This is a genomic window from Mastigocladopsis repens PCC 10914 (assembly GCF_000315565.1).
In the GTDB taxonomy this organism is placed as follows: Bacteria; Cyanobacteriota; Cyanobacteriia; order Cyanobacteriales; family Nostocaceae; genus Mastigocladopsis; species Mastigocladopsis repens.
This window is the reverse complement of the sequence record NZ_JH992901.1, coordinates 3,988,491-4,007,845: the sequence shown is the minus strand read 5'-3', so window position 1 is coordinate 4,007,845 and position 19,355 is coordinate 3,988,491. Positions and strand designations below refer to the sequence as shown.

16 protein-coding genes, 1 tRNA gene, 2 pseudogenes and 1 riboswitch are annotated in these 19,355 nt (G+C 42.7%); of the genes and pseudogenes, 7 read left to right on the top strand and 12 right to left on the bottom strand.

The window, feature by feature from the left end; genetic code table 11:
* Positions 1-29: 29 nt before the first annotated feature.
* The 4 genes from MAS10914_RS0119930 to MAS10914_RS0119915 all read right to left on the bottom strand — a co-directional run bounded on the left by MAS10914_RS0119930 (position 30) and on the right by MAS10914_RS0119915 (position 4,538).
* A complete protein-coding gene (locus MAS10914_RS0119930; RefSeq protein WP_017317711.1) occupies positions 30-434 on the bottom strand; it encodes a type II toxin-antitoxin system VapC family toxin in 405 nt (134 codons plus the stop codon).
* Positions 434-658 carry a DUF2281 domain-containing protein gene (locus MAS10914_RS0119925; protein ID WP_017317710.1) on the bottom strand — a complete coding sequence of 75 codons (225 nt, stop codon included), beginning with the start codon at positions 656-658 and terminating at the stop codon, positions 434-436. Before MAS10914_RS0119925 ends, MAS10914_RS0119930 begins: the two co-directional genes overlap by 1 nt.
* 238 nt (positions 659-896) lie before the next feature.
* Positions 897-4,040 (bottom strand): O-linked N-acetylglucosamine transferase family protein, encoded by a 3,144-nt coding sequence (locus MAS10914_RS0119920; protein ID WP_017317709.1) that lies wholly within the window; start codon positions 4,038-4,040, stop codon positions 897-899.
* A 108-nt stretch (positions 4,041-4,148) separates the two neighbouring features.
* On the bottom strand, positions 4,149-4,538 hold the full coding sequence (locus MAS10914_RS0119915; RefSeq protein ID WP_017317708.1) for a tetratricopeptide repeat protein: 390 nt from the start codon (positions 4,536-4,538) through the stop codon (positions 4,149-4,151).
* A gap of 1,121 nt (positions 4,539-5,659) precedes the next feature.
* Here MAS10914_RS0119915 and MAS10914_RS0119905 point away from each other — a divergent pair.
* Positions 5,660-5,881 (top strand): DUF4327 family protein, encoded by a 222-nt coding sequence (locus tag MAS10914_RS0119905; RefSeq protein WP_033365368.1) that lies wholly within the window; start codon positions 5,660-5,662, stop codon positions 5,879-5,881.
* Between the two features lie 63 nt (positions 5,882-5,944).
* On the opposite strand, the gene MAS10914_RS0119900 is transcribed toward MAS10914_RS0119905, so the two are convergent.
* The 5 genes and pseudogenes from MAS10914_RS0119900 to MAS10914_RS33020 all read right to left on the bottom strand — a co-directional run.
* Complete coding sequence (locus MAS10914_RS0119900; RefSeq protein ID WP_017317705.1) at positions 5,945-7,165, bottom strand: FHA domain-containing serine/threonine-protein kinase; 1,221 nt, start codon at positions 7,163-7,165, stop codon at positions 5,945-5,947.
* A gap of 132 nt (positions 7,166-7,297) precedes the next feature.
* The gene (locus MAS10914_RS0119895; protein ID WP_017317704.1) at positions 7,298-9,340 is read right to left on the bottom strand and encodes a serine/threonine phosphatase; all 2,043 of its coding nucleotides are present in this window, start codon (positions 9,338-9,340) and stop codon (positions 7,298-7,300) included.
* 354 nt (positions 9,341-9,694) lie between these two features.
* A pseudogene (locus MAS10914_RS35750) lies at positions 9,695-9,903 on the bottom strand (ATP-binding protein); the annotation flags it as partial.
* Positions 9,881-10,495 carry an rRNA large subunit pseudouridine synthase E gene (locus MAS10914_RS0119890; RefSeq protein ID WP_017317703.1) on the bottom strand — a complete coding sequence of 205 codons (615 nt, stop codon included), beginning with the start codon at positions 10,493-10,495 and terminating at the stop codon, positions 9,881-9,883. The gene MAS10914_RS0119890 and the pseudogene MAS10914_RS35750, both read right to left, overlap by 23 nt.
* Positions 10,496-10,503: 8 nt before the next feature.
* Positions 10,504-10,644 (bottom strand): annotated as a pseudogene (locus tag MAS10914_RS33020) (ribbon-helix-helix domain-containing protein); the annotation flags it as partial.
* A gap of 139 nt (positions 10,645-10,783) precedes the next feature.
* Positions 10,784-10,880, top strand: a riboswitch (TPP riboswitch).
* Between the two features lie 7 nt (positions 10,881-10,887).
* Between MAS10914_RS33020 and thiC the strand changes: the two are divergent.
* Positions 10,888-12,267: a phosphomethylpyrimidine synthase gene (gene thiC, locus MAS10914_RS0119880; RefSeq protein ID WP_017317701.1), complete on the top strand. Its 1,380-nt coding sequence runs from the start codon at positions 10,888-10,890 to the stop codon at positions 12,265-12,267.
* 61 nt (positions 12,268-12,328) lie between these two features.
* Here thiC and pyrE read toward each other — a convergent pair whose 3' ends face one another.
* Entirely contained in the window at positions 12,329-12,955 is a 627-nt protein-coding gene (pyrE, locus tag MAS10914_RS0119875; protein WP_017317700.1) for an orotate phosphoribosyltransferase, read from the bottom strand.
* A 101-nt stretch (positions 12,956-13,056) separates the two neighbouring features.
* Here pyrE and MAS10914_RS0119870 point away from each other — a divergent pair, with 101 nt between their 5' ends.
* The gene (locus MAS10914_RS0119870; protein ID WP_017317699.1) at positions 13,057-13,488 is read left to right on the top strand and encodes a hypothetical protein; all 432 of its coding nucleotides are present in this window, start codon (positions 13,057-13,059) and stop codon (positions 13,486-13,488) included.
* Between the two features lie 78 nt (positions 13,489-13,566).
* On the opposite strand, the gene MAS10914_RS0119865 is transcribed toward MAS10914_RS0119870, so the two are convergent.
* Positions 13,567-13,639 (bottom strand) — tRNA-Ile (locus MAS10914_RS0119865).
* Positions 13,640-13,827: 188 nt separating this feature from the next.
* Between MAS10914_RS0119865 and MAS10914_RS0119860 the strand changes: the two genes are divergently transcribed.
* Positions 13,828-14,529, top strand: coding sequence for a hypothetical protein (locus MAS10914_RS0119860; protein WP_017317698.1), 702 nt, complete (start codon positions 13,828-13,830; stop codon positions 14,527-14,529).
* 196 nt (positions 14,530-14,725) lie between these two features.
* Positions 14,726-16,072, top strand: a complete 1,347-nt coding sequence (locus tag MAS10914_RS0119855; protein ID WP_017317697.1) for a hemolysin family protein — start codon at positions 14,726-14,728, stop codon at positions 16,070-16,072.
* Positions 16,073-16,136: 64 nt separating this feature from the next.
* Here MAS10914_RS0119855 and queC read toward each other — a convergent pair whose 3' ends face one another.
* On the bottom strand, positions 16,137-16,814 hold the full coding sequence (gene queC / locus MAS10914_RS0119850) for a 7-cyano-7-deazaguanine synthase QueC (RefSeq protein WP_017317696.1): 678 nt from the start codon (positions 16,812-16,814) through the stop codon (positions 16,137-16,139).
* Positions 16,815-17,269: 455 nt separating this feature from the next.
* Here queC and MAS10914_RS0119845 point away from each other — a divergent pair, with 455 nt between their 5' ends.
* Together MAS10914_RS0119845 and MAS10914_RS0119840 are read left to right on the top strand one after the other, a co-directional pair.
* Complete coding sequence (locus MAS10914_RS0119845) at positions 17,270-18,349, top strand: Gfo/Idh/MocA family protein (RefSeq protein ID WP_026082683.1); 1,080 nt, start codon at positions 17,270-17,272, stop codon at positions 18,347-18,349.
* Between the two features lie 223 nt (positions 18,350-18,572).
* The gene (locus MAS10914_RS0119840; protein ID WP_017317694.1) at positions 18,573-19,187 is read left to right on the top strand and encodes a DedA family protein; all 615 of its coding nucleotides are present in this window, start codon (positions 18,573-18,575) and stop codon (positions 19,185-19,187) included.
* Positions 19,188-19,355: the final 168 nt, after the last annotated feature.

The following is a 19,355-nucleotide window of genomic DNA, read 5'->3' as shown; positions in this document are numbered from 1 at the left end:
GCAGGCTTTGTTCTTATTTCAATCACCTATTACCAAATAGTTTCGATTTCTTCTAAGGACAGGATTTTTCTATCGCGTGTAACTAATGGCAAGTTTAGGTAAAGCGCTGTTGCTGCAATAATGCGATCTGGCATATCTGGTACAGTATCGCGGGGAATTTGGCGAATGGCTTCGGCTACTAAACGATTAAGCGGTACGGTAACAATGACTGTATCTATAGCATCGCAAGCATTCAGCAGACGTTGGAGTACGAGTTCTGGTAATCTACCTCTCTCAACTAGATAACAAATTTCAACAATTGAGATAGCCGATAAATAAATTGATTGTCCTGTATTTGTGGCTTGTTCAAGAGCTAATAAAGCATTTTCGGATAATCTCTCTGGCTCCACTATGTACCAAATTACTGTGTGTGTATCTGCTACTACAGCAGTCATTAAACATTCCCTCTAGGAAAGTTGCCCCACATCTCGCGCCGTGCTTTTGCGATGTCTTCTTCTGTGATGTGAACACTTAAATCGGCACATAGTCCCTTGATGCTCCGAGGAGCAACCTTTGGTAGGCGTTTGGCTTTGAGGAATTCTACAAAGTCCAGTACTTCCTGTTGTTTTTCTAAAGGTAAAGCTCGCAAATTCTCAATAATGGCTTCTTCGATACTCATAATGCTTTCTTTAATCATCGTATGTCTTGAAATATTTATGATATCACTGGCAACACAGGCAAGCACCAAACCTTGGCGAATAGAATATGCGCTTGGCGCACGCTACGCGTTAGCGTTAGCTCCTCTGTAGGAGGCACGCAGCTATATAGGCGAAGTCCGCCTACGTGGACTAACGAAAAATTAAGGTTTTCAAACCCGCCTGCGCGGGTTTAGTTTGTGTACAATATGAACTGCGATTTCAATCGCCAGGTACAAGATGTGACGTAGATGTTAAAAAGCTATCCAAATTGTAAGATGGTAAGTTTTCTGCTTTGACTTGTGTAACTGCTTGTGTATTTTCCTGTTCTAAAATAATTCTTGCTTTAATGCGAGGTAGCAAAGCTTTCCACTCTATATCTGTCAACTTACTAACCAAAGAAATTTCTAATTTCTCGGTCACATCCATATCTTCATTCATTAGGATATTCATCATCACAGCGGATAGCAAAAGGTCTGCATCTTCACTAGAAAAGTTACTTATGTTAATAAGTAAAGTAGTATTTTGACTATCAGGATGAGTAGCAAGAGTTTTGAAAACTCGTTCTAAGTCAAAACTTATTGACTCTTCTGATTGACTCCAGTCAGGGAAAATAATCAGGTTAACATCCCCTAAGCGCAAATTTTGGCTTAGAGTCTCTACAAGATAATTGCTCAAAAGTTCTTGGAATAAACTTCCTATCTTAGCTGAGTAAGAGCGACTATCCAGAAAACAAGGGTTTCCTTGCATTTTTTCCTTGATTTGGGCGCTCTTTTGTTGGCGTAGTTTAGGATCGATACCGAGTGCGATCGCTAACTGTATGTAAGATTCTTCACTATTCGCCACCAAACCAGGAACATCCAATGCCTGCAATATTGCTGCTCCCATTGCAGAACGAAAGTAAGTTCCCTGTCTAGCAATAACTGGCAGATTCACCTGTAGTGGTTCTATCAGCGACGTTGTTCCTGCAAATGGATAAGAATCTAGATAGACATCGGCAATTTTGAAGTATTCCTTAACATCCTCTCGATCCGGAACTGGTTGAGGATCTAAGACCATTAAGCGTTCAGCTTCTACCTCATGCCTTGAAAACATAAAATGGAGATGATTTACAAAAGCTTTTTTAGGGTAAGCGTTTGACCAATTCGGACCAAATGGCAGCAGTACTAGAACTGAATTAGCTACTCCAGCAATGATTTTTGCCCATGTATCAATTAGCTCAGGAATAATTTTGAAGTAGTTAGCACCAGAGATAAAAACGACAGCATCGTCGGAAGCTCCTAAACTTTGTCGCTCAAGTTTGATAGTTTCCTTTCCTTCTTCAGTACCATAACTAAAGCAATGGGCAGTTCCTTCCAGTTTTACCAACTTTTCTCGATAGTGCTCTTCTGCCGTTGCTGATGGATCAGTTAGCGTACCAGAAATGTAATAATCAATGTGCCGCATTCCAGTTGTCACAACCGAACCGCCACTAGTAACTTGTATCCTAGCTAACCGATGCATTGATAAGAGGCAGATTTGGTTGGTTACAGCTGTTACATTAGTAGCAATGAATAATATATCCAGATCATCAGCACGAATTGTAGTTACCTGTGCTGCTAAATCTTGTGGCAGCTGCTTAAAAGAGTTTGCACAACTTTGGCAATATTGCTCCAGCGGATGACCACTTTTCTGGAGAGAGTACAAGATTACTTCAAAATCTCTGCTTATATACTCATAAACAGGAAGGTAAGCAAATGTTTCTGCTGCTGGCATGAAATGTGCTGCAAGAATACCAAGCCGAATTTTTTTTCTATTTATAGGTCTATCATCAAATTTAAAATCAATTGTGTAACCATTTAGTTTCAACACATATTCTAGAATTTCTGCACGTTTGACATATATATCTTTAAGATTCTCCTCATTAAAATACAGCGGAATGAAATTTGCAATTAGACTCAACTCATTGGCCACTCTCTGCCATACATCCAAGTCAGGATTACTAAAAATGGAAGTATGTAGGTAATCTACAAAGCGCTGCGTATAGCGGTAGTAATTATCAGCTTCTCCCACCTTTTGGAATAAGCGGGGAGACTCAAGCATATATTTTAGATAGTTGTTAAGGAACCACTGAGGAATATATTCAATGTTGTAATCCAAAGGTAGCTGAACAGCATGCTGATAAAGCATTAATGCTAACAAATACTTAAAGACCTTTGGTTGGTCAAATCCTTTAGAGATGTTTACGGACAAGTCTGCTACGAATTTCTGTTCAATATCTGTTAAAGGTTCATCTTTAATAGAACTATTAATTAGCATTTTAAATGCCTTTCCTGTTTCTCCTAGATATACATTTTCAAGTTGATTTTCTGGGAAAAAAAGCAATTTATCAGCAATTTTTTTCCGAGCTTGCCTAAAGTTAAAAATTGTTTCGTTATTATTCGGATATTGTTGGTACTGTTCTATGTAAGCCAAGAGTTTAGCAGCCAGTTCTTGAATCTCATTATCTACATAAATTTCAGTTGTAAATTGCTTTGAAAATTCCGAAAAAATAGCTTGATCATCTAAATTAAACGATATTGGAGATAAGTTAGTCGAAATGTACAAAGCTCGCTTTCTATGGATGTACTCATTAAAATTTTTGTTGACAATTCCACTAACAATATTATCTTTGAGTTTTAAATCTTTAAAATTCCGATATTGTTTGTATTTAATCTCTTCTACACCATCACTAGCACGCCAAGTTACACCATCTATTTTTGCGGCTCTACCAGCAGGTAAATGAATACCGATTTTTTCATCTTCCATATAGGCATTGAGTAGTCCTGCCAGTTTAACTCTTAAACTGTAATCAACATCTTCAAATCCATAAAGACCATATTCCTCGCACCAGTACCCTAAAATATCTTGTGTACGTTTAGGAATTAAAAAGCAGGCACCTCCAATATTTCCTTCTTCTTTAATTCTAATTCGGTGATTTCCAACAACTTGTAATGGGTAGCTAATTGGTTCAAAATTATAGCCAATTACTCCTACCTCTGGTACTGCATCGATAACTGATACTAGTGTGAAAAGCCAATTATTTTTTTGAATAACAATGTCATTGTCATACTTCAGGTAGTAAAGTGCATTCGGCTCTTGTAACCAAGCTAAATTTGAAGCTTTAGCAACACCAATATTTCGCTCAAGCAAGACAATATTTTTTATTATTTCTGTTTGAATAAGTTTTTTAAGATACTCTTGAGTTCCGTCCTGGCTGCCATTATCTACAACAGTAATAACATGAGGAAAACTTGTGTATTTTACAATAGATGCAATTGCCTGCTTAGTAAACTCTAAACGATTAAATGTAACTATACCTATATTTACGTAACGATTAATCATCATTTATATACTTCCATTGATATAAATTATTACTAAGAAATTTACTCAGATAACCCTAATTAGACTTCTGCTGATTGTTTTTCTGTGATCGCCCTTACCGTAGCCCTTACCCTATCGCTTACCCACTTGTTTCTTCAGCTGCTCTAACAGAGTTTTGTAGTCTTGGCGTTCAGGCTGTAACTTCACCAGCTTCTCTAGAAGTGGAACAGCACCTTGAGTATCCTTTAACTGTATCCGTACATTAACTAACCCCTCCAGTGCCACTTGGTTCTCTGGTTCACGCTGTAAAACCATCTCGAAACCCCGCGCCTGTTGCTGTAATGAAATATCAGCAGACGCAGTGACTGGTTGAGGATTTTGAATAGCCTGTTGCAGTGTCGGAACGACTGCCAACATCCCAGAACCAAGAAATGACACAATCGACACTATGGTTAAAATTCTCTTTCGCCGCTCAATTTTATTACGGTAGGCAATAACATATTCTTCTCTAGAACTATCCATGTTTCAATGGTTACTGTGGTCAATACTTAGCTAACAGCGACCCTCCCGTTACGAGGATACCCACCGCCTCCACAGAAACTATCATTTCGACTAGGAATTGTTCACATCAGGTTTAAAAGCCAAATGTTGCCGTAATTTTCACTATAAATCTGTAATTGTGATTTATTTTTTATAAAAATAAAAATTTTAAATAAAATCACCTTAAATTATGCCATCCGTCATGGACTAGCTAAAGCAAGTAGACAGCATAAAACTTAGTATTTTAGTGTCAATTTTGCTACAGATGAAGTTATGCGATTTGATAAAAAATTGGCTACATACAATTCTTTTTGCCTTCCCTCTTAAGGAGTGTTTTTGGAAGCATCCCCTGAAGGCAAATTGCCAGTACTTCGTGCCCCTGAGTTCTAAGGGGACACGCTGCGCTAACGCTAACAGACTAGAAGTCTGGGGCTACAAAAACAAAGCTCCATAAGTCCTGCGGACTCACCCGTTCGCCGTCAGGCGTGGCGTCAGCCATAGGGACTTGGTTTGTCTAGCCGCGAACGCGAGAGCCCATATTCCATTCGCCATATATTTCTTCCAAAGTGGGATGCTCCTGTGTTTTTTCTCAGGATTTTTGTCCACAACTAAATCATTAAATTTTTATAAAACTTTTCCTATCCTCTATCTAAGACTAGATGTTTGCGATATTCTATATGACATTATAAATAGGGTGTAAAATTCTAGCTAAGTGCAAAGTTCACCTTTTCACAATAATCTTCAAAAAATCTTTAGTCATAATAAGTTTGTTAAAACTTGCATACATTATGGTGATGGTGAAAAAAACCAATAACATTTTGCATATATCTCCAAAACGTGTTATTTGTGCAAAAGACAGGGCGACTGTTGTTTTAGAGCAGACCACAACAAGTACTGGTAGGGGGCAAAATTTAACTCGTTTGGTGGGGATTACCGTACACAAGCGAATTTAATAGTCACTCAGTTGAGTAAGCTATGATATACTTTAGAAGTTAAGACTTGCTTTACCAAAGTAAAAAGCTCTACGCATCGGCAAAAATTTCAAAACGGAAAGCAGTTTTGATTAAGTATTTACCAAACCAAATCTGAATTTAATCGAGGTTATGAGTAAGCAGCAAGTAATTCACCCGATGGTGAAGTTGCAGCGTAATGTCCGTTCACTCGTAGATTCTAGTATTATCAAGCCCACAGATAGCATTTGGAAAATCGCTTTGCTTTTCGGCAATGAATGGCAATACTGGAAAAAAGAACTGCTAGACTTTGGGTTTAGTATGCAAGATCCAGTCAGCGAATTGCTAGCTGTTGAAGCTTGGGATGAAGAATAGGGAGTAGGGCACAGGTTAAAGGTTACAGTTTTTTTATATACCTTGTACTTTGTCCCGTATTCCCTATACTTTACATACAGCCAAAGCCGCCGCTAATTCCTTAGCCGTTTGATAGCGATCGCGTGGCAGAGGTTCTGTGACGCGGTCAATGACTTCTCGTAATTGGGGAGTTATGGTGGGAACCTTTCCCACTTCAAACCGAAAATTTCTCCCTCTCTGGCGATAGAACTTAAAAGGGCTTTCGCCAGTTAATAAAAAAATCAGTGTCGGTCCAATGGCATATAAATCGGATTGAGTTAGGGGTTGTCCTCGTTCTTGTTCGGGGGCACAATAACCCTCTGCGCCAATACGGGTTCCAGGCGCAGTGCCAATCTCCTTCACTGCCCCAAAATCCAGCACCACTATGCGATTATGAGAATTTCGCACTATCAAGTTAGCGGGTTTAATATCGCGGTGGATAAGGGGTGGGTCTTGGCTATGAAGATAGCCCAAAATATCGCACGTTTGAATCATCCAATTAATTCCTTGACTTGGCGTGACTGGTCCTTTTAAATAAATTAGTTTTTCTAAATCCTGTCCGTGAACTAATTCCATTGCCAAATATTTCTTCCCACCTTCGACAAAGAAGTCGTAATACTTGGGAACTCCCGGATGGCTTAGGCATTTAAGAGTATTTGCTTCTCTTTCAAATAATTCTTGTGCCTTGGCGATTTTTGCCATATCAGCATTCATCTGCTTCAACACCAGCAGTTGCGGGTGTCCAGCAATTTTTCCTTGCCAATCCCAAGCGAGATAGGTGGTGCCCATACCCCCCTGTCCCAGAATTCGCAATACCTGATACTGACGAATTGTCTGTATCACCGACAGGGGTTGACCGCAGTAGATGCAAAACAAATTGTTAGGTGAGTTCCCTTCATGGGTGCAACTGTAGGGTGACGCTGAAGAAGGAGAAGACTGTCTAATGGTTTCCTGGTCGATTTGGAATTTCAACAATGGACCTCCTTGTGCCAGTTGCAGCAGGGAGTTATCTAGCAACAAACCCTGAGTCACCAAGACGCCGTTGAGAAAAGTGCCATTTGTGCCTTGACTAATCACCTGCCAAGAACCGCCATTTTTATCAAAACCGATTTGTCTAAGCTCTAAATGCTGTCGTGAAACCAAACTATCATTTAAGACAACGTCATTATCTGCTGAACGACCAATCCGAATAACAGACTCGTCCTCAAAGTGCCACTCCTTGAGAGGTGTTTTTTTTTGCGGTTCTAACAGGGTCAGCGTGACCATAGACAATTTTTGATTGGGGAGTAGTGGATAGATGGGGAAGTTGAGGGAGTTAAGGCAGTGTAGCCATTGTTCATTTACTTTTTCATCCTCCTCATCCTCCTCATCCTCCTTAATAAATCCCTAATCCAAAATTCATTGCTGTTGTTCTAAATTCGGACGCATTTTTGCCCGAATAACGACAGCAGTAATATTGTCATGACCATTGTAATGGTTTGCCAAATCAATTAAGCCTCGAACCCCACTTTCCAAACTAGCGCTAGCACTAAGCAGAGGCGCTAAGTAAGTCTGCCAATGAATTGTTAGCAAATCATTATCTGACAAACCATCCGAAGCAAGAACAAAAAGGGTATCTTCATTTATCTCAAAAAACTGTACATCGGGAATGATCAAGTGTTCATCCCGAGGACCAAGGGCTTGAGTAAGTTGGTAAGCATCAGGACGGGAGTATGCAAGACTTGGTTGCACTCCTCGGGAAATTTCCCGTTGACCAACTTCATGGTCTACCGTGATTTGTTCTAGTCCTCTTTTGCGAGTTAAGCGGTACAGACGACTATCTCCCACATGAGCTACCGCTACCTGAGTGTCTTGGATTAAAACCATAACTAGGGTAGTACCCATGCGCCCAATGCCAGAACGGGCATCTTGTTGATTGAGATCGAAAATTGCTTGGTTAGCTTGGCGCACCGCAGAGCGGATAACATCTTCTGTTGGCAGTTGGTTAGAAGCCCAGTGAGTTTGAAAATACTGCCGCAAAGAGTTAACAGCTAAAGCACTAGCCACCTCGCCGCCAGCGTGTCCGCCCATTCCATCGCACAGAACATATAGACCACGTGCTTGCAAAGCACGGTTGTTGGGCAATTCTAGCTTGTAAATTTTTGTTTCAATCCCAAAGTAGTCTTCGTTATGGTCACGTTGACGTCCTACATCGGTCAGTCCTGCATTTTCCAGGCTCACTAACTGCATAGGCAGAACAACCGTGGGCATATCATCGCTTTTCAATTCAGTCTCATCCTCGTCCTCATCTAATTGCAAGATATTGGGCACAGCGGTACTCTTCGACATTGCTGGGGTGATGGGAATATTTGTGGGATTGCCTTGGAATTCAGAGGCTATAGCTTCCAAGTATGATTGCAACTGCACTATCGTCTGTATCTTTCCTAGTTCCAACTCTCCCATTAGATGCAATATAGAACCAAATTGAGTGCGTTGGGACTGTCTAAAAAGTGCTTGCCAAACCCTCCCTAGAGCTTGGACTGTGAAGGGCTGCGCTTCCGTACGAGGTGGCGTTGCATCTGCATCTTCTGACAAGTGATCCGTTGGTGGGTTATCCAGTAATTCTACATACAATCTCTGTAGTGCTAATGACTGGTCTTCATCCAGTCGCAGATTCGACAACTCCAACAGACTTTGACGACAGTTCACTGTTTCCAGCACTGCCCAGAGTTGAGTCATTTGGTAAAAGAAGTGTACAATTTGTAACGAACTTGTGGTGTCTTCTCGCCAAAAATCGAGTAATTCCTGCCAATTTGAGCGGTCTTCAATAAGTACCACCTGTATTTCATCCTGCTGCCATGTATCGTGAATTTGCGGTATTCCCAAATGGCACCAGGATTGCAAGGCAATATAAGGTTTAGCGAGACTGGGAATTTTAGTAGCCCCCACTGATGGCGTTGCTAGCCCCTTTTGCTGATTTTCCAGCATAACCGCAAGGGGCGAGACTTGGTATGGTTGGCAGTCTAGAACCTTAATGTACACCTCAGTGTTAGCAGAGATTTCTCCTAAGGCTGGTAGCGGTTCTAGCAGTTGATAACGTTTTTGTGGGTCTAAGTAGGAGCCTACTGGGAGAGGTGAAGCTTTGGGAGATGAGGGAGTGGAGGGAGTGGAGGGAGATGAAGCAGTTATTTCTTCCCCTACTTCCCCTACTTCCCCTACTTCCAATGCCTCCCCTACTTCCCCTACTTCCAGAGCTTCCCCAGCCGCAAAAGTCCCTTCCTTAGTAATAATTGCCCACAAAACCGTTCCGCATTCTGCGCCACAGTTATCACATTGTTGTGCATTCAAATCCACATCAGTACCGCACTCTGGACAGACCTTTTGGGTCAGAGACGCGCCACAGTTTTGACAGAATTTGTTGGTATTGGGGTTTTCAAATTGACACTGAGGGCAAATCAGCATTGTGGAAGTTCCTTAATTCCCTTGGAAAGGTGCTTCTAGCCACTACAATCCAAAAGTGCCACATTTATTAGCACCTGCCGACAGTAGACCTACAAAATATTGTGGTTCCTCTGGCGAATTTGGGTGGCAGTCTTAATTTTTACGCATATTAACTATAGATTTCAGAGATTGGCAAGCTATATCCTCACAATAAATTGCCATTAAAACTAGCTAAGGTGGCATATTCCAACACATATCTTTAGGTTTGAGAAACTCAAGGACTGTGGAGATGAGGGAGACCAGGGAGATTGGGAAGTAGCAAAAGTAACATTTATCTCATCCTCCTGACCCTCCTCATCTTTCCCATCTTTCCCATCAACCCTCATGCACCAGAGGGAGTTGAAGAGTAAAGTAGGTCTTATTTGACCCACTTTCAACTTCAATTGTTCCTCCTATATATTTTGTCAGTTTTTGTACCAGTGTGAGCCCTCATCCTGTACCGCCCTTCTCCAAGGGTCATTACTGGGAATGCGGTAAAATTTTTCAAAAATACGTGGTAGTTCAGCTTCGCCTTTGGGAATTTCGTGAGTTCCCTGCAAAAGCTAAATTGAGTAACAATTGGAGTTCATTAGAGGTCAAATCACGCCATTGACCTAGTTGCAGACTATCTAAATATAGATGAGCTATACTCACCCTGACTAGCCGCAAAGTCGGAAATCCCACAGCCGCCGTCATTCGACGTACCTGACGATTTTTGCCCTCTGTCAAAGTCATTTCCAACCACGCTGTCGGCACATTTTTACGGAATCTAATTGGCGGATCTCGTTCCGGTAAAGCTGGTTCGGCTGATAATAACCGCACCTTTGCTGGTCGAGTGCAGTAATCTTGAATCATCACACCTTCTTGTAGCTGGGTCAAAGCCGCAGTATCAGGAATTCGTTCTACCTGCACCCAGTAAGTCCGTTCATGTCCAAAGCGAGGAGCACAGAGGCGATGTTGCAATTGCCCGTGGTTCGTCAACAGCAGTAACCCCTCACTGTCCCAGTCCAAACGACCCACAGGATACACATCGGGAACTTCGATATAGTCTTTTAGGGTGCTGTGAGTGGGAGTGTCTTTTGTAAACTGGCTCAGGACACCGTAGGGTTTGTAAAACAAAATGTATCGATAAGTCATTTAGTCATTTGAACAGCCAGTTCATAGCGCAATGCACGAGCAACAAACTCATTGCGACTTTTAGCTTTTCCTTCCCTGACAGCGCGGTCGGTTGCTTCCAATAACTCAGCTGGTATGGTCAATGTTGTGCGAACAGTTTGATTTTCCATACAGCTATTAATAGTACGATGAATCATCTTATGTCTATATATTATGACATCAATTTCTAGTTACCCAACCCCACCACTACACTTACCTCAAAATTTGTCAACTCCTTGCTTCTAGCCATAAGCAAAATGGTAGAATCAATTTTCATGCTAGGGGTGCCTGTATGGGCAGGCTGAGATTACACCCTTAACACCTGAGTCTGGGTAATACCAGCGGAGGGAAGCTGTTTATCGAGGAAAGCAAATATGCGGACAGAATGGGTCGCCAAGCGGCGTGGGCAGAGCAATGTTACTCAAATGCACTATGCCCGTCAGGGTGTCATCACAGAAGAAATGCATTACGTCGCCCAACGGGAAAAACTTCCCGTTGAGTTAGTTAGAGACGAAGTGGCGCGGGGACGGATGATTATCCCTGCTAACGTGAACCACACGAACTTGGAGCCAATGTGTATTGGTATCGCCTCCAAGTGTAAGGTCAATGCTAATATCGGCGCGAGTCCCAACTCTTCCCACCTTGAGGAAGAGGTTGCAAAGCTGGAACTGGCGGTGAAGTATGGCGCTGATACCGTGATGGACTTGTCCACTGGTGGCGGTAACTTGGATGAAATTCGTAGTGCCATTATCAAAGCTTCACCCGTTCCCATTGGTACTGTGCCAGTGTACCAAGCTTTAGAAAGCGTCCACGGCAACATTGAAAAGCTAACACCGGATGACTTTCTTCATGTCATTGAAAAACACGCCCAGCAGGGAGTAAGCTATCAAACCATCCACGCTGGAATTTTGATCGAGCATTTGCCTTTGGTGAGAAGCCGCATCACTGGCATTGTGTCTCGTGGTGGAGGCATTTTGGCAAGGTGGATGCTACACCATCATAAGCAAAACCCGCTTTATACCCACTTGCGCGACATCATCGAAATTTTCAAGAAATACGATGTTTCCTTTAGTTTCGGTGATTCCCTGCGTCCTGGTTGTACCCATGATGCTTCTGATGAGGCACAATTAGCTGAACTGAAAACTCTCGGACAATTAACCCGCAAAGCTTGGGAGCATGACGTACAGGTCATGGTAGAAGGTCCTGGACACGTCCCGATGGATCAAATTGAGTTCAACGTCAAAAAGCAGATGGAAGAGTGTTCTGAAGCACCTTTCTACGTGCTGGGACCATTGGTGACGGACATCGCCCCTGGTTACGACCACATCACTTCCGCAATTGGGGCAGCAATGGCTGGCTGGTACGGTACCGCTATGCTGTGTTACGTAACACCAAAAGAACACTTGGGCTTACCCAATGCTGAAGATGTACGTAACGGTTTGATTGCCTACAAGATAGCAGCTCACGCAGCAGATATTGCTAGGCACCGCCCAGGCGCAAGAGACAGAGACGATGAACTATCTAGCGCCCGTTACAACTTCGACTGGAACCGTCAGTTTGAATTATCACTCGACCCCGAAAGAGCGAGGGAATATCACGACGAAACTCTCCCAGCGGACATTTACAAAACTGCTGAGTTTTGTTCGATGTGTGGTCCCAAGTTCTGCCCAATGCAAACCAAAGTTGATGCTGATGCGCTGACAGAACTGGAGAAGTTCTTAGCAAAGGATAAGGAAGCGGTAACCCACAGTTAGGAATTGAGTAATGGGTTAGTAGTAAGCGCTTAAGCGCTTACTACAAGCCAATTTCTATTACTTATTTCCCAGTTCCTATTTGTCGATATCGCTGTTGAATCTCCTCAATTTGAAACAGCGCCTCAAACTGCAACCCGGCTTGTTGGTAAAACTCTGCTCCCCCTTGCTGGCGGTCTACTAGTGCAATAACTTGATTGATGGTATAATTTGCTGCTCTTAACCTTTCAACTGCTTTCATGGCAGATTGTCCGGTTGTGACCACATCTTCCAAAACCACCACTTTTGCACCTTCCGGCAAACTGGGACCTTCAATATATGCCTTCGTTCCGTGTCCCTTGGCTTCTTTGCGAATAATCAGTGCTGGTATCGGTCGGTTTTCATAGGCAGAAACCACACTTACGGCGCTCACAATCGGATCTGCTCCTAATGTTAAACCGGCCACTGCTTGGGTTTCTAATGGCAGCAGTGATAGGAGAATACGACCAATTGCCAACGCACCTTGAGGATGGAGTGTTACCTGCTTGCCGTTGATATAGTAAGAACTACGCTGTCCGGAAGAGAGGACAAAATCACCTTCTTGATATGCCAGTTGACAAAATAAATCTAGTAAGTGTTGGCGCAGGGTTACTAAATCAGTAGTCGCTGTCCAGACACTAGAATGAGTAAGGGTTTCGGCTTGATACGTCATCACAACTGGTAAAAATTTATGCTAAACCAAAGGTTGAACTCTTACAAGTTCTGAAATCCAGGATAAGTGAAGATTCGCCCAGATATTAAGGAGCAATGAATATGAGTATAAAATTTAAAACCACAGGTGGTTTATTGGTATTGCTAGCTATTATGAGTTTTCCGGCTGTTGCAGCAGCCCAAACCGAAACACCCAATTATGAAACACCGAGTGAGGTGTTTGAACGCGCTTTTTTTAAAAACGCCCCCAATTTCTATGGTAGCCAGACCTTTAAAAGTCAAATTAACGATATATTTGGACCTGGTTCTATTTTCCGCAACTCATTTCCGGAAAATCAAATTGCGCGAGATGCTGAGTTAGTTAACACTGTGTATCGCGATGTTCTCAATCAGCAGGTTGGGAACGATCCTTACATTCGTACTCCAGATTTGCCAAATCCTTACGGCGCATCACTGCTGATGTCTCCTCGGATGAATGCCGATAAACTCAAAGTTGGAACAGAGTTTCGATTTGAAACAGCACTACCTAGGTGAAAGAAACGAAGAATGAAGAAAAAACAAGATAAAATCGGATTTATTCTTCTTCCTTCTCTTTTTTGTCTTCATAATTAATCCAGGGTGCAGGAGTTGAACCTGCCTAACGCGAATTATGAGTTCGCTGCCTCAACCGCTCGGCCAACCCTGGTCGAGACTCAATTGTAACGCAAGTCTACAGAATTTGACAATCTAATAGTACCATACCAGATTTTTCTACTACATCGTTCGACGACGCGATAGTGCAGACTAATATTGATTAAGTTCCCCTAGGCATTGAAGTAAACAGCTTCGATACTTTTGAATAGACCAGCATTCTTGTGCAATAGCGTGTCGGCAATGAAACTAAATTCTACTGTACTTCTGACTCTGATTTTGTTAATCCTGATGTTGGGAGCTGGCTCTGTAAGTGCGTTTTGGGGATTTACTTTGGGAAGTGCAGCACTCAAAGGTGTTACAGCACCAGATGCTCGTCCCACACCCAAATTCGCCAGCAGTAAATCAGCTAAAGAGCAACATACAGGGATCGCTCTACTTAGGGAGGATGAAATTCTGAAAATTGTCAAGGCACGAATTGAGGGCAAAACGAAGGCGGCTAAATCCTCCAAGCAAGACGACGAGGACGAGGAAACAAATAGCACCAAACGCCAGCAAGAGGAAAAACCCTTGCAAGTGGCTGAAGAAAAGCCCCAAGAAGGATTTCCAATTAACACTGAAAGCGAGGGTGTCAGCCTTTCCGTGCAATCTGCGCGCTTTTCTGGTGGTGCTTTGCTCCTAAAAGTAAAAATGCAAAACAAAGGCAAAGATTCTGTACGCTTCCTGTATAGTTTTTTGGATGTCTCTGATAACAAAGGACGAACCCTAAGTGCTAGCACAGATGGCTTACCATCAGAATTGCCTGCAAATGGACCGACCTATTCTGGCACGGTGAGCATTCCTACGGCTTTACTTGATGATGTCAAGCGTATTTCACTTGCCCTGACAGATTATCCCGATCAAAAACTACGGCTAGAAGTGTCAAATATTCCTGTAGAAAGGTAAGTGCTAGTGCTTAGTAGGTAGTCGTTAGTAACACATCCCTTCGGGTAGATCCTCTGGACACGCTACGCACCGAGAGTGGCTGTCCGCAGGGCTTACGCCAGTTTGCACACTCCGGGGAACCTCCAAGAGCGCACTGGCTTACCAACAACTAATAACTAACAAAAATGGGGGCATCAGTTTTACACGAGCTTTGGCAGTGAGTGGTTTTCCTAGCTTAAGTTGGACAGACGTGGGGCTGCGATTGTTGTCAGTGCTCCTGCTGATTGCTATCAATGCCTTTTTTGTGACAGCAGAGTTTTCTATGGTGACAGTGCGGCGATCGCGCATCCATCAACTGGTGGAGGCTGGGGACATTCAGGCGATCGCTGTTGAAGTGCTGCAACACAGTATTGATCGATTATTATCAACAACTCAATTAGGCATTACTCTTTCTAGTTTGGCATTAGGATGGATTGGAGAAAGTACGATAGTTGTGCTCGTGAAATCAGGGCTACTATCTTTACCTTTACCTAGAGGGATGAGTACTGTCATAGCTCATTCCCTATCAATCCCCATAGCCTTTTTTTTCATAGCCTATTTACAAATCGTTTTAGGAGAACTTTGTCCTAAATCACTCGCTATGCTTTATTCAGAAGAGCTGGCAAGATTTTTAGGACCATCGATCAAAGCAACTGTCAGATTTTTCAACCCTTTTATTTGGGTTCTCAATCAATCAACTCGCTGGCTATTGCGACTTTTTGGCATCGAATACACAGGTCAAAGCTGGAGACCACCTGTTACACCAGAAGAATTACAACTCATTATTTCCACAGAACGCGAATCCATTGGGTTGCAGGCGGAAGAGCGAGAACTGCTAAAAAACGTTTTTGAGTTTGGAGACGAGACAGTACAAGCAGTCATGGTTCCCCGTACCAGCATTATAGCGTTGGCAAAAAACACCACCTTCCAGACTTTTGTCCAGGAAATAGTAGCCACAGGTCACTCTTGCTACCCTGTCATTGGAGACTCTCTAGACGATATTCGTGGTATTGTTTACTTCAAAGATTTGGCAAAACCATTGGCTATGGGGAAACTCACGTTAGAAACACAAATCCAGCCTTGGATGCGCCCCGCAAGGTTTGTGCCAGAACATACCCCCTTAAATGAACTCTTGCTAATGATGCAGCAAGAGCAACCAACTATGGTGATGGTGGTAGATGAATTTGGTGGTACTGTGGGACTGGTCACAATCCAAGATGTCACCGCTCAAATCATTGGCGATCCAGGCGAACCCGACAGTACCAACGATTTGCTCATTAAAATTTTAAACGAGCAGACATTTCTAGTGCAGGCTCAGATTATCCTGGAAGACCTCAATGAGATTTTGCATCTCAATTTGCCCTTAAACAAAGAATACCAAACTTTAGGGGGCTTCTTACTTTACCAATTGCAGAAAGTTCCCACCCTTAACGAAATTTTACGCTATGAAAATCTAGAATTCACTGTTGTGTCAGTCACTGGACCACGCCTGCATCAAATTCAGATACGACGGTTGGAGGAGTAGAAAGTGGAGGGAGAGAAAGATATTAATTTATCTCCTCCTACTTCCTCTACTTCCCCTACTTCCCCTACTTGGCATAAGCCAGTGGATCTTTCAATCCTAGTTCGGCAAAAGCGGCAAGACGCAAGCGACAAGAATCACAAACACCGCAAGAAATATCGCCTCCTGCATAGCAGGACCATGTTAGCTCCCAAGGAACTCCCAGTTTATTGCCAAGTTGGATAATTTCAGTTTTTTTCAGATAAATCAGGGGTGTAACAATGGAAATGGGTTGTTCTTCACGTCCCTGTTTTGTTCCTAAACGAAACACTTCCTGCATTGCCTGGATATAATCCGGGCGACAATCAGGATACCCAGAGTAATCTAAGGCGTTAACGCCTATGTAAATACGTTCGGCGGCTATGGTTTCGGCATAGGCAAGGGCAAAGCTTAAAAAGATGGTATTGCGAGCAGGGACATAGGTGACAGGGATACTTTGAGACATTTCCTCTAGGGGGCGCTTTTGGGGTAAATCAATAGCATCATCCGTAAGTGCCGAACCGCCCCACTGCCTCAAATCAAACTTTACCACTTGATGGTCTACCACCTCAACTTTCTGAGCGATCGCCAACGCTGAGTGTAACTCTCGTCGATGTCGCTGTTGGTAGTCAAAGGAAATGGCATAGCACTTACAACCATCGGCTAGCGCTTGGTATAGAACTGTGGAAGAATCTAACCCACCAGACAGTAGAATGACAGCTTTCATACAAAGTATTTTTATTTAAACAGAATCATTTGGATGAACAGGTTATGGGGAATAGGGAGCAGGTGACAGATGACAGGTGATAGTTTTTTTCCTATCCTCTATCTCCTGTTGTGTGTAACCTGTTCCCTTTTTTTCCCATACCCTATACCTCAGTGTAGATTTTGCTTCCGGTAATGATTTTTTTTATGCAACAAAAAGAACAACAGTAACGTCTTAGTTATTTGTTAAAGCTAATACAAAGAATTTTCATAGTTTTTGTTAAGTGTAAAAAAGCATTAATTTGAACAAAGCGCATAAAAGCCACCCAGACGGCGGGAACTCATAATAAACTTTGAAATTCTTCATAAATAGAACCTCTATGTTACCATCTGGATGGTTTTAGACGCATGGTCATTGGTAATTAAGTATCAAAGCCAACGACCGTAGCGTCTCTTAATTTGGTGGTTGAGGAGAGAATACGAGTGAAAAATAGAAGTATGTCAGCAGGAGAACAAAATGGTCAAGCACAGCGCAACTATCCACGACCGATCCGCATAGGCGTGATCGGAGTGGGTAATATGGGACAGCACCACGTCCGCGTACTGAGTTCCATGAAAGACGTTGAACTGGTCGGTGTGGCAGATATTAATATCGAACGAGGGTTGGAAACCGCCAGTAAACACAAGGTACGCTTTTTTGAAGATTATTGCGACTTGCTGCCTCATGTAGAGGCAGTTTGCGTTGCTGTCCCTACCCGCCTGCATTATGCCGTTGGAATCAACTGTCTTTTAGCGGGAATTCATGTTCTGATTGAAAAGCCAATCGCAGCAAGTATATCTGAAGCCGAATCGCTAGTAAATGCTGCTGCCGAGACTGGATGTATTTTACAAGTGGGTCATATAGAGCGCTTTAGTCCAGCATTTCAAGAATTGAGCAAGGTGTTGAAAACTGAAGAAGTGTTGGCCCTAGAGGCACATCGCATGAGTCCATATTCAAGTCGGGCAAACGATGTCTCAGTTGTCTTGGATTTAATGATCCATGACATTGACCTACTTTTGGAATTAGCCGCAGCACCAGTCGTGAAGTTAACGGCTAGTGGTAATCGCACTTTGGACTCTGGTTATTTAGATTATGTGACTGCGACTTTGGGATTTGCCAATGGTATTGTCGCTACTGTGACTGCCAGTAAAGTGACTCACTGCAAAATCCGCCGCATTGTTGCCCATTGTAAAGACTCGTTTACTGAGGCAGATTTTCTAAGAGATGAAATTTTGATTCACCGACATACCAACGATTACCGACAAGCTTTGTACAGGCAGGATGGTGTGATTGAAAGAGTTTACACAAGCAACACCGACAAACTAGGTGCAGAATTGGAGCATTTTGTTAACTGCGTACGCGGTGGAAATCAACCTTCGGTCGGTGGTGAACAAGCGCTCAAAGCCCTAAGATTGGCAAGCTTAATCGAGCAAATGGCTCTAGAAGACCGTGTTTGGAACCCATTGGATTGGCAATCTGAACCAACAAGAGTGCAATCATTGACACCCATAGTGTAAGGGGATGGGGTACAGGGGACTAAAAACAGAAAAGAAATAGGGGATAAGAGAATAAAAGCTCTTTGTCACCTCTGACCTGTAACCTGTTCCCTATTCCCTGTTCCCTTTATAAAGTGTATTTTTTAACAAAAGTAGCCAAAAACTATCGGATAATGCTTATTTAATACAGCAATGACTGTAACTTAGCAACGAAACTTATGCAGTCAATTTAGGAATTAATTTGATGCTTGAATGGATAACCAATACTATTAACTCCTTAGGCTACTGGGGAATAGCTCTGCTGATGTTTCTAGAAAACCTATTTCCCCCCATTCCTTCAGAACTGATAATGCCCTTGGCAGGATATACATCAAATCTACCAGGGGCTAAACTCAATGTCATAGGTGTATTTTTTGCAGGACTGTTGGGTTCGGTAGCAGGCGCACTCATCTGGTACTATCCTGGTAAATTATTCGGTGAAAGGCGCTTGCACACTTGGGCTGACAAATACGGTAAGTGGTTAACTATATCTAGCAAAGATATTACTAAGGCAAAGCGCTGGTTTGACCAGCAAGGTAGCAAAGCAGTTTTTATTGGTCGCCTTGTACCGGGAGTCCGCACATTGATTTCCGTTCCCGCAGGCATGAGCAATATGCACTTGCTGCCATTTTTAATTTACTCGACTTTGGGTAGCGCTGTATGGGTTGGTTTGCTAACATACTCAGGATATGCGTTGGGTAGTCAGTATGAACTAGTGGAAAAGTACCTAGATCCTGTATCTAAAATTGTGCTGGCAGTTCTGATCCTGGCATTTGTTGTCTGGGTAATCAAGCGTAAGCAAAAAAACAGGAGAAGATAAAATATCCTTGTCTCCAACGAACGCAGAAAAACAAGCATTTTTTGCCTAAAAACAAGCGTTACCAGCCCTCTGGCTCTCGCACCCGCTTTACCATGAGATGGTAAAGAGCGAGACTTATGCCGTATTGCTATTGCTTAACGACTACTCAGTAATTCTTGGCATATTTCT

What these genes read in the sequence shown, in the direction of transcription:
- MAS10914_RS0119930 (WP_017317711.1), bottom strand. Translation starts at nt 434, where the DNA reads ATGACTGCTGTAGTAGCAGATACACACACAGTAATTTGGTACATAGTG.
- MAS10914_RS0119925 (WP_017317710.1), bottom strand. Translation starts at nt 658, where the DNA reads ATGAGTATCGAAGAAGCCATTATTGAGAATTTGCGAGCTTTACCTTTA.
- MAS10914_RS0119920 (WP_017317709.1), bottom strand. Translation starts at nt 4,040, where the DNA reads ATGATGATTAATCGTTACGTAAATATAGGTATAGTTACATTTAATCGT.
- MAS10914_RS0119915 (WP_017317708.1), bottom strand. Translation starts at nt 4,538, where the DNA reads ATGGATAGTTCTAGAGAAGAATATGTTATTGCCTACCGTAATAAAATT.
- MAS10914_RS0119905 (WP_033365368.1), top strand. Translation starts at nt 5,660, where the DNA reads ATGAGTAAGCAGCAAGTAATTCACCCGATGGTGAAGTTGCAGCGTAAT.
- MAS10914_RS0119900 (WP_017317705.1), bottom strand. Translation starts at nt 7,165, where the DNA reads ATGGTCACGCTGACCCTGTTAGAACCGCAAAAAAAAACACCTCTCAAG.
- MAS10914_RS0119895 (WP_017317704.1), bottom strand. Translation starts at nt 9,340, where the DNA reads ATGCTGATTTGCCCTCAGTGTCAATTTGAAAACCCCAATACCAACAAA.
- MAS10914_RS0119890 (WP_017317703.1), bottom strand. Translation starts at nt 10,495, where the DNA reads ATGACTTATCGATACATTTTGTTTTACAAACCCTACGGTGTCCTGAGC.
- thiC (WP_017317701.1), top strand. Translation starts at nt 10,888, where the DNA reads ATGCGGACAGAATGGGTCGCCAAGCGGCGTGGGCAGAGCAATGTTACT.
- pyrE (WP_017317700.1), bottom strand. Translation starts at nt 12,955, where the DNA reads ATGACGTATCAAGCCGAAACCCTTACTCATTCTAGTGTCTGGACAGCG.
- MAS10914_RS0119870 (WP_017317699.1), top strand. Translation starts at nt 13,057, where the DNA reads ATGAGTATAAAATTTAAAACCACAGGTGGTTTATTGGTATTGCTAGCT.
- MAS10914_RS0119860 (WP_017317698.1), top strand. Translation starts at nt 13,828, where the DNA reads ATGAAACTAAATTCTACTGTACTTCTGACTCTGATTTTGTTAATCCTG.
- queC (WP_017317696.1), bottom strand. Translation starts at nt 16,814, where the DNA reads ATGAAAGCTGTCATTCTACTGTCTGGTGGGTTAGATTCTTCCACAGTT.
- MAS10914_RS0119840 (WP_017317694.1), top strand. Translation starts at nt 18,573, where the DNA reads ATGCTTGAATGGATAACCAATACTATTAACTCCTTAGGCTACTGGGGA.